Annotated in this window: 8 protein-coding genes; 7 read left to right on the forward strand and 1 reads right to left on the reverse strand. The window is 34.0% G+C overall.

The window, feature by feature from the left end; genetic code table 11:
• Nucleotides 1-406 precede the first annotated feature (406 nt).
• Complete coding sequence (locus NZD85_RS14455; protein ID WP_146292958.1) at nt 407-736, reverse strand: hypothetical protein; 330 nt, start codon at nt 734-736, stop codon at nt 407-409.
• Between the two features lie 530 nt (nt 737-1,266).
• On the opposite strand from NZD85_RS14455, the gene NZD85_RS14460 reads away from it, so the two are divergent.
• From NZD85_RS14460 to NZD85_RS14495, 7 genes are all read left to right on the forward strand, one after another.
• A complete protein-coding gene (locus NZD85_RS14460) occupies nt 1,267-2,271 on the forward strand; it encodes a replication initiation protein (protein ID WP_260544617.1) in 1,005 nt (334 codons plus the stop codon).
• A gap of 66 nt (nt 2,272-2,337) precedes the next feature.
• Nucleotides 2,338-2,760 (forward strand): hypothetical protein, encoded by a 423-nt coding sequence (locus NZD85_RS14465; protein ID WP_146292960.1) that lies wholly within the window; start codon nt 2,338-2,340, stop codon nt 2,758-2,760.
• Between the two features lie 948 nt (nt 2,761-3,708).
• Entirely contained in the window at nt 3,709-5,295 is a 1,587-nt protein-coding gene (gene abc-f, locus NZD85_RS14470; protein WP_260544620.1) for a ribosomal protection-like ABC-F family protein, read from the forward strand.
• 317 nt (nt 5,296-5,612) lie between these two features.
• Nucleotides 5,613-6,461, forward strand: a complete 849-nt coding sequence (gene estT, locus NZD85_RS14475; RefSeq protein ID WP_185148407.1) for a macrolide hydrolase EstT — start codon at nt 5,613-5,615, stop codon at nt 6,459-6,461.
• A complete protein-coding gene (gene floR / locus NZD85_RS14480) occupies nt 6,454-7,677 on the forward strand; it encodes a chloramphenicol/florfenicol efflux MFS transporter FloR (protein ID WP_165134138.1) in 1,224 nt (407 codons plus the stop codon). The genes estT and floR overlap by 8 nt, the downstream gene beginning before the upstream one ends.
• Nucleotides 7,678-8,003: 326 nt before the next feature.
• Entirely contained in the window at nt 8,004-8,867 is an 864-nt protein-coding gene (locus NZD85_RS14490) for an aminoglycoside 6-adenylyltransferase AadS (protein WP_003013318.1), read from the forward strand.
• Nucleotides 8,868-9,033: 166 nt separating this feature from the next.
• Entirely contained in the window at nt 9,034-9,717 is a 684-nt protein-coding gene (locus NZD85_RS14495; RefSeq protein WP_260544614.1) for a hypothetical protein, read from the forward strand.
• Nucleotides 9,718-10,226 lie beyond the last annotated feature (509 nt).

Here is a 10,226-nt window from a genome sequence, read left to right on the forward strand (position 1 = left end):
AGAAAATAAAAATATATAAAATAATGATAACCAATAAATTAACTCCACCAAGTGGAGTTCCCTCTCGCCCCTCACTATTCCGATCAAATTTCACGTAAAAAAGAGTTCCGATTTTTACTTTCCTTTTTTCTGAAAAGGCAATATTGTGATTTACTATGTCCGTACAAATCCATATCTTGCATCTAATTGAAATTTTAAGACATTTTTTAAGAAAAATTAGCTTAAAAAAAAACCATTTTAGAAAAGAAAAAACGAAAAAAAAGAAAGCCATTTCAACAAGTGCAGCATCACTAAATTTTATATAAAAAGTGAAACGGCTTTATGCTAAAATTTAATGGTGCGAAACTTACCTTTGTTTTCTTTTGATTTGTTTGGAGAAGCTCCAGATAAAATGCTGTTGGAAGAATTATAACTCTTGATGAATTTTATTCGCAATCACATGAGCGGTATTTTTTACATAAGGATCTGAATAGGCTTCATCGGCATTTGAAATAAAGTGCCTTAAAATGGCTTCAAGTGCATAAGCTTCATGATACTTGAATGAGATTGTAAATATTTTATCGTTTTTACGCTCTGTAATCGCTTTTCTAAGTAATTTACTATATAAGTCATCAGAAATTGACAAAATAGCTTTAAACACAAAATTTTCCGCCTTAAATCCATTTTCATAAATACTCAAAATCTGCAAAATTGCATTTAGATTACTTACATTCAATTTGAGTTTGATTTTTTGCATTGTTTTAAAATCGTTTCGCTTTCAAATTTATGGTTAAACATTCAATTTGAGCAACAAAAATACATTAATGAATTAAAAATCAGTTAATTAAATTAGATAAATTTATCAAAAATAAAAAAATCCGCCCCCCCCTGGTGCGACCTGCGGTCTGCTATTTCCTTTTTTTTGTTTTGTTTTTTTCACTCCAACGAAAACAGTGCATTTCACGCAAGCTCCAAAAAGTGATTTTTCGAAGAAAATCACACCCTTAAAAACTAAAAAATTACCATGTTTTTGTATTAATTAAACATAACATATCTAACATAACTTATCGGCTTTCGATAAAAAACGAATATAAGATTAATAATCAGTATATATACAAGGTTTTAAAAAATACTAAGTACGAGTTTTTGAATACTTAAGTACGAGTTTTTGAATACTTTTTTAAAACTTAAAAACGAGTTTTTGAATACTTTTAACGAGTTATACTTTTGTAACTCGTTTTATTTTTTATATTTGTATTCATTAACTCGTAATAAAATTACTAATCAATGAAAATCAATAATAAAGAGGTGTTACAATCTTATATTTTAACTACTGCTAAATATGATTATTCTGTTTATGAAAAACGTATTTTATACCGATTGATTGAAGTTTTTCAGAAATATACTACTGGTAACAAACTCAATGATAAAGTAAAAATACAAAAAGACTTATTTGATGTAAACATAGTTACATTACCTGTTTCAATGTTTTTAGTGAATGAAATAGATAAAAATCATCATAGAATTAAAGAGGCTTTAATACGGTTAGAGAATAAAATATTTGAATACGAAGATGATTCTACTTGGCAATTAATTAGACTTATTTCGGAACCGAAAATAGAAAAATATGAACAAACAGCTACTTTTAGAATTAACCCAAAAATTGTAGAAGCTTTCTTAGATTTTTCAAAAGGATTTAAAAAATACGAGTTAAAAATAGCAATGGAATTTGAGAGTGTTTACTCTATGCGTTTTTATGAATTATTATCTAATCAAAAGACGCCTATTAATTATTCTGTTGATACTTTAAAAGATTTGTTTAAAGTGTCTGAAAAATATAAAAGAATAAATGATTTTTTTAGATATGTAATAGAACCTGCAAAAAAAGAACTTGATAAATGTTCTCCTTACACGTTCCATTACGAACCAATCAAAACAGGTCGTAAAATTACAGGCATTCGTTTTATTCCAATCCATCAACCGCAATTTGAAGATGAATCTTTGAAGAAACAAAAGGCATTAAAACAAATGTCTAATCGTTGGTATATTCCAAAAAACATAGAAGATTATTTAAAGTACAATTACGAGTTTACCAATAAGGAGTTAAACAACAATCTTAGCTTATTTGAGAGTTTACACAATCATCTTTCTGAAGAAGAATTATTGGATTTCTTAGTAGAACTAAAAGCTCAATCTGTACTATATGAAATCAAAAATCTAAAAGCATATCTTATTGGTTCATTGAAACACAAAGCTGAGCAGATTTTTGAACAAAAACACATGAAAAAGTAGGATGACAAAAGTATGTCATCTATATATTTTGACATACTTTTGTCATAGTTTCAAACTTTTGTTATTATGAATTACATAGACGTAAAAGAAGCTGTTAAAAAAACAGGAAAAAGCGAGAGAACAATAAGAAGACTGTTTGCTAACTCTGAATCTGTACCATACTTACAAAAAAAAGGGAATAAAACTTTAATAGAAGTTAATTATCTGTTTTCCATTTACGACCCTTTAAATGACACTAAAAAGCCACAAAGGCAAAAGTATGACATAACCGAAATTTGGCAGAAGCAAGAAGATATAAATTCTTTAAAAACAAAAATTGCTTTATTTGAACAAGAATTAAAGAATAAAGAGTTGCTTTTACAAGAAAAAGAGGGTAGAATAATCGACTTACAAAAGACAATTCTCCTTTTAGAAGCCCCAAAAAAAGAACCGGAATTAAACCAAACAGAACAAATACCGGGAAAGAAAAAAAGATGGTGGCAATTTTAGATATACACTTCCTTGTTTAGTTAGTTTTTCACTTTATTATAACTAATTTAAGGCTAATATCCTACCTAAGTAAAATAAGATTAGGTAATCACTTTTTTTAAAAAAAAAGTGATTACTGCTATTATAAAACGCTGAATATAATGCAATTAAATTAAAAATTTTAATTCCTTTATTTTTTTTCTGCATTAATGCGTTAAGATATTAAATAATAAACTTTTTAAATTCCTATAAAATACTAACTATCAATACTTAAATGTATTTTTCAGAGTTCTAAAAAAGTAGGCGGTATTTAATAGCAAGATGTGTCTTTGTTCGTACAAACTTTTCAAGTTCTAAACCAAAAACTTCTTGCCTTTTTGACAAAAGGGAAAAAAATCTACGGAACTTGATTTTAAAATTCTATTTATCTAAATAGAATTGACCGATATAAATAAACGTAAAAAAACGAATTTAGAGGATTCTAAATGCGTTGGTTTGTGTGAAGGTATTTATTCAAAACGGCACTAATTTAAAATCAATAATTTAACCCGAATTGTTTTGGTGTATAATAAGAATTATGTTAAGTAATGAAATAGATTAATAAAGTATCAATTGTAGAGTTTCGTGATCCATGATTGAGAATTTAAAAATTTTAAATAAAAACCTCGCTATTCATACAAATGTTATTTAGATAATATAGACTATCAAAGAATTTATTACTTTTAACAAAGTAATTACACGAAATACGGATATAGGGAATATTTCACGAAACTTTTCTATTATTTACTTCGTAAATTACTATGTTATAGGCAATATTACGACCGACCGTACTAAAAGAAAAAGTTCGTATATTTGCAAAACACAAAAACTTAAACAACTCGAAATGTAAAATATAATTTCTTTCAGACAAATCAGAACAACAACCGCAAAGCGGTCGCTGTATTGTTTCATCTTTTAAAGAAAGGAATTATGCTTACTTTACAAAACATTTCATATACACATCCAAACAAAGATTTACTGTTTAGCGACATCAATCTGACAGTAAACAATCACGAAAAAACTGCGTTAATCGGTAACAACGGAGTTGGAAAATCTACTTTGCTCAAAATTATAGCAGGCGAACTTCAACCAACCATCGGACAAATAAACGTTGAAGCCGAACCGTATTATATTCCGCAGATTTTCGGTCAGTTCAATCATTTGACCATTTCACAAGCGTTGAAAATTGATGAGAAACTAAACGCTTTGAAAGAAATTCTAAACGGAAACACAAGCGAAGAAAATTTTAATTTGCTCAATGACGATTGGACAATCGAAGACCGTTGCACAGAAGCATTAAACTATTGGCAACTTAACGATTTTGATTTATCACAAAAAATGGAAGCATTGAGTGGTGGACAAAAAACAAAAGTTTTTCTTGCAGGAATTTCCATTCATCAACCCGAATTAGTTTTATTAGACGAACCAAGTAATCATTTAGACATCACGAGCCGACAACTTTTGTATGACTTTGTTCAAACCACAAAAAGCACTTTAATAATCGTGAGCCACGACAGAAAATTACTTAATATTTTGAATAACGTTTGCGAATTGAGCAAATACGGAATTAAAGTTTATGGTGGTAATTACGACTTTTATAAAGAACAAAAGCAAATAGAAAACAACGCTTTGAGCCAAGACATTCAAAGCAAAGAAAAAGCGTTGCGAAAAGCGAAAGAAAAAGAAAGAGAAACTTTGGAGCGACAACAAAAATTGGACAGTCGTGGCAAAGGCAAACAAGAAAAATCGGGCGTTGCTCGAATAATGATGAACACTTTGCGAAATAATGCGGAAAACAGCACTTCAAAATTGAAAAGTGTTCACGCAGAAAAAATCGGAGGACTTTCGCAAGACTTACAAGAACTTCGTTCTTCTCTACCCGACATTGATAAAATGAAATTTGGCTTAGATAATTCAGATTTGCATAAAGGGAAAATTCTGTTCACAGCAACAGACATCAACTTTGGCTATGGCAACAAGCCACTTTGGAAAGACAAACTAAATTTTCAAATTACAAGTGGGGAACGCATTGTTTTGAAAGGAAAAAACGGTTCAGGAAAAACAACTTTAATTAACTTGATTTTAGGAAATTTAGAACCGCAATCAGGAACAATTTACCGAGCAAACAATAAATCGGTTTATATTGACCAAGATTATTCTTTGCTCGACAACACGTTGAAAGTTTACGAACAAGCCCAACAATTTAACACTTCGGCATTGCAAGAACACGAAGTCAAAATTCGTTTAAATCGTTTTTTGTTTGCCAAAGACGATTGGGATAAACCTTGCATCTTATTGAGTGGTGGAGAAAGAATGCGTTTGTTATTGTGTTGCTTGACTATTAACAGCAAATCGCCCGACATTATTATCCTTGACGAACCAACTAACAATTTGGATGTTCAGAATGTTGAGATTTTGACAACAGCCATAAATGAATATCAAGGAACAATAATTGTTGTATCGCACGATGAAACATTTTTGGAGCAGATAAATATAGAACGAACGATTGAACTCTGAAAAATACTGCCTGTAACAAGGGTTTTGCAAAATGGCGGGTTTCCGTCTAAGTTGAAAGTTTTCGTCTTCGTAATCCGCAAAAGCCAATTTTATTGGCTTTTTTTGTAATTTAGCAAATAAAAATTGGCTTTTGCTACGTGTCGTCTAAATCGAAACTTCCGTCTTCGATTTTCTGCCACTTCGCAAAGCCCCGAAACGTTAGCGGGCATTGTGAAAGATACCAGCATAACAGTTAAACATTGATAAATGAAAAAAAACTACTTTGGATATTAATTTTAGGACTGATAATAATCAGTTGCAAACAAAGGAAAACAGAAATGAAAGAGAAAATAATTAAAACAAACGGCATTGAACTCTGTACGGAAAGTTTTGGAAATAAGAAAAATCCAGCAATCCTTTTGGTAGCAGGTGCAACCGTTTCAATGCTGTATTGGGACACTGAATTTTGCCAACAATTATCTGAAAAAGGATTTTTTGTTATTCGTTACGACAACAGAGATGTAGGAAAATCCACTAATTATGAACCAGGTTCTACTCCATACGATATTGTTGACTTAACTAATGACGCTATTTCAATATTGGATGGCTACAAGATTGACAAAGCACATTTTGTGGGGATTTCTTTGGGCGGACTAATTTCTCAAATAGCATCAATAAAGTTTGCCGACAGAGTTAACTCCTTAACTCTTATGTCATCAGGCCCTTGGGGAGACTCAGACCCAACTATACCTGAAATGGACACGAGTATTTTAGATTTCCATAGTAAAGCAGGTACAGTCAATTGGACAAATGAAGACAGTGTGGTAAACTATTTAATTCAGGGTGCAGAATTAATGAGTGGCAAGAAACAATTTGACAAACAAAGAAGTGAAAAACTGATAAGAGCTGAGTTCAATAGAGCCAACAATTATATAAGTATGTTCAATCACGCTGCATCGCAAGGTGGTGGTGGTGAAGAATATTGGAACAGATTAAACGAAATCAAACAACCCACCTTAATTATCCACGGAACAGACGACAAAATTTGGCATTATAAGAATGCAGGTTTTTTACTAGAAAAAATAAAAGGTTCAAATCTAATCACCCTTGAAGGTACAGGACACGAATTACACGTTGATGATTGGAAATCAATAATTGATGGAATAGAAAAACACATAAATGACTGATAAACAAAAACAACGCCCCGCGTGGGCCTATACGCTGCCGGCAGCACTGCTGCTGATGGCTCCTTTCGACATCCTCGCTTCACTGGCGATGGATATTTATCTCCCTGTCGTTCCAGCGATGCCCGGCATCCTGAACACGACGCCCGCTATGATCCAACTCACGTTGAGCCTCTATATGGTGATGCTCGGCGTGGGCCAGGTGATTTTTGGTCCGCTCTCAGACAGAATCGGGCGACGGCCAATTCTACTTGCGGGCGCAACGGCTTTCGTCATTGCGTCTCTGGGAGCAGCTTGGTCTTCAACTGCACCGGCCTTTGTCGCTTTCCGTCTACTTCAAGCAGTGGGCGCGTCGGCCATGCTGGTGGCGACGTTCGCGACGGTTCGCGACGTTTATGCCAACCGTCCTGAGGGTGTCGTCATCTACGGCCTTTTCAGTTCGATGCTGGCGTTCGTGCCTGCGCTCGGCCCTATCGCCGGAGTATTGATCGGCGAGTTCTTGGGATGGCAGGCGATATTCATTACTTTGGCTATACTGGCGATGCTCGCACTCCTAAATGCGGGTTTCAGGTGGCACGAAACCCGCCCTCTGGATCAAGTCAAGACGCGCCGATCTGTCTTGCCGATCTTCGCGAGTCCGGCTTTTTGGGTTTACACTGTCGGCTTTAGCGCCGGTATGGGCACCTACTTCGTCTTCTTCTCGACGGCTCCCCGTGTGCTCATAGGCCAAGCGGAATATTCCGAGATCGGATTCAGCTTTGCCTTCGCCACTGTCGCGCTTGTAATGATCGTGACAACCCGTTTCGCGAAGTCCTTTATCGCCAGATGGGGCATCGCAGGATGCGTGGCGCGTGGGATGGCGTTGCTTGTTTGCGGAGCGGTCCTGTTGGGGATCGGCGAACTTTACGGCTCGCCGTCATTCCTCACCTTCATCCTACCGATGTGGGTTGTCGCGGTCGGTATTGTCTTCACGGTGTCCGTTACCGCGAACGGCGCTTTGGCAGAGTTCGACGACATCGCGGGATCAGCGGTCGCGTTCTACTTCTGCGTTCAAAGCCTGATAGTCAGCATTGTCGGGACATTGGCGGTGGCACTTTTAAACGGTGACACAGCGTGGCCCGTGATCTGTTACGCCACGGCGATGGCGGTACTGGTTTCGTTGGGGCTGGTGCTCCTTCGGCTCCGTGGGGCTGCCACCGAGAAGTCGCCAGTCGTCTAACCGACGACTGGTAGCAGGCCCGCTCCGATGCGGCGCACTAACCATCGAAACCTCGTGAATGTCGGTATCCTGTCTGGCAGGATACCGCTCATTTCCCTTGTTCAGTTCAACATCGCATTGGCAAAATGGCGGGTTAAGTTCAAAATTCAACTTTTGTGCTTTTTATTCCGCCGAATGTGTCCCACATTCAGCTTTTTTTTAATAATTTAGCTTCTGTGGAAACACATCGGCTACGTCACTGCTAAATTGAACTTTCGGTTCAATTTATCCGCCACTTCGCCAATGCGTTTCCCGTTGTACGACATAGTAAAACCGAACCAAACAAAATGAAAGTCAGAGAAGAAAAGTTAAGAACAATTATAGAATGGTCGGAGAAAAACGAAGATGTAAGAGTTCTTCTTCTGACAAGTTCACTTGTAAATCCTTTAGCACTTGTTGACGAATTTAGTGATTTAGACATTGAATTTGTTTTTGAGGATAATACAAATTACATTTCAGACAAAAGCTGGACGCTTAAATTCGGAAATCCAATTGCTATGATTGAAGAAGACGAAAGTTGTTTTAACCATAAACACGCAATGAAAATGCTACTTTATGAAGACGGTGTGAAAGTAGATTTTAAACTTTACAGCAAATCAAAATTTATAAAGGAAACGCAAGAGAAAGAATTACCAGAAGATTGGGATATTGGTTATAAAATTTTAATTGATAAAGATGGTATTACAAAGCAAATGCTGAAACCAACTTATCAAATTTCCATTATCAAAAAACCGTCTGAAAAAGAGTTTCAAAATCTAATAAACGATTTTTGGTGGGACACAACTTACGTGGCAAAGTGTCTTGTGAGAGATGAAATATTCTATGCGAAATTTATGTCAGAAACCGTTATTCGCACAGAATATTTAATTCCTTTAATTGAATGGCACATTGCAAGTGAACACAATTGGAACATAACGACCAATAAATATGGACGACTTTTCAAAAAGTATCTTAACCAGGAAATGTGGGCTAAAACAGAACAAACATTTTCAGGGAGCGATATAAAGGAAAATTGGACTGCTCTATTTTCAATGACTGATTTAGTTTCAGAAATAGGAACTGAATTGTCAAAAAAATTAGAGTACAAATACCCGGATAAATTAGAAAATGACATACGAAAATATTTAGCTGGACTAAAACCCAAAACATAACTACGTCGTACAACATCGTATTGGCAATAGGCGGGCTGAACGGCTTCGTATCAACGGAAGTGCAAAATTCAACTTCTGTTCTTTGATTAAAGTTCAGTGCTAAAAATCCCGCCCATCGCCAATACGCGGCACGTTGTACGCAACCTTACTAAAACTAAATTATTAAATGAGTTCACTCGGTACAAATCTTATTCAAGTCATAAAAGATAAAGAATTTCAAACTGTTACCAAAGACTTAACTGAAGTGGTAATTGATTCAAATATTGCTGAAGGATTACTAAAAGATGTCCCACTACTTTCAACAATTATAGGAACTTTTAATACAGTAACCAATATCAAGGATAAGCTATTTCTTAAAAAAATTCTTACATTTTTATATGAACTAAAATCAATTTCTGAAAATAAAATAGAAGAAGATTTAAAGTATAGAACAAAAGTTGGCGAAAAATTATTATTTATTATTGACAAGTGTGAAGACACAGACAAAGCATCACTTACTGGTTTACTTTTTAAATCATTTTTAGAGAAAAAAATTGATTATGACCAATTCATTACAGGAACAAATATTATTGAAAAAACTCCGTTGCCTGATTTAATGTTTTTCATAGAAAATGATGTTGAAGAATTGGAATTAGACAATGGTGGTTCTGAATTTGTATCATATGGCTTAATGGAAATCAGAGTAACAAAACCCAATATTAAAGTTGGTGATGAAAAATATTATGGAGATAAATATATTCCATCAGATAATGAAATATTAGCAGATCGTTTAGAAATTACAGATTTTGAAATTGTAGCTAGTATAAGTTGGATTGGACAAATCCTTAGAGAAAATTTATGTAAAGAATAAAAGACAGCGTACAACTTCGGTTCAGTAAAAGCTATAACACCTTTTATGTAAAATATAAACCTCCATTTGGAGGTTTTTTCATGTCATTATCCTAAGTTTTTTGCAACAAATAACACACCTTGCTATTTTCTATTTTAGCATAAAAATTAATAAAAGTGACACTTTTATACTACTTGCTTATTTCTATGAAATACTACTTTTTAAAATCCCATAACTATACTATATATCAACAACTTACAATAAAAATTACTACTTTTTTAAAAAATATTTACTAATTTATTTTTGTAAAAACTTAATAATCAAAGGAATAGAATTTTGAATCTCGGTCTCCGTGATTACTGCTTGCTATTCCTACTTTCATTTGGAATACCTATTTTACTTCCTTTTTTAATACATTTAGATTGTTTGTGTAAATACTAAAAATATATTATCTATATATTAATAACGAATTGACTATAAGTTGTTTAACATTATTTTTAAAACAATTATATATGATTTATATATTTTTA

The organism is Empedobacter stercoris (assembly GCF_025244765.1).
GTDB classification, from domain to species: Bacteria; Bacteroidota; Bacteroidia; order Flavobacteriales; family Weeksellaceae; genus Empedobacter; species Empedobacter stercoris.

Coding starts and splice junctions, on each gene's coding strand:
- NZD85_RS14465 (WP_146292960.1), top strand. CDS start 2,338: ATGAATTACATAGACGTAAAAGAAGCTGTTAAAAAAACAGGAAAAAGC.
- NZD85_RS14490 (WP_003013318.1), top strand. CDS start 8,004: ATGAAAGTCAGAGAAGAAAAGTTAAGAACAATTATAGAATGGTCGGAG.
- NZD85_RS14460 (WP_260544617.1), top strand. CDS start 1,267: ATGAAAATCAATAATAAAGAGGTGTTACAATCTTATATTTTAACTACT.
- floR (WP_165134138.1), top strand. CDS start 6,454: ATGACTGATAAACAAAAACAACGCCCCGCGTGGGCCTATACGCTGCCG.
- NZD85_RS14495 (WP_260544614.1), top strand. CDS start 9,034: ATGAGTTCACTCGGTACAAATCTTATTCAAGTCATAAAAGATAAAGAA.
- NZD85_RS14455 (WP_146292958.1), bottom strand. CDS start 736: ATGCAAAAAATCAAACTCAAATTGAATGTAAGTAATCTAAATGCAATT.
- abc-f (WP_260544620.1), top strand. CDS start 3,709: ATGCTTACTTTACAAAACATTTCATATACACATCCAAACAAAGATTTA.
- estT (WP_185148407.1), top strand. CDS start 5,613: ATGAAAGAGAAAATAATTAAAACAAACGGCATTGAACTCTGTACGGAA.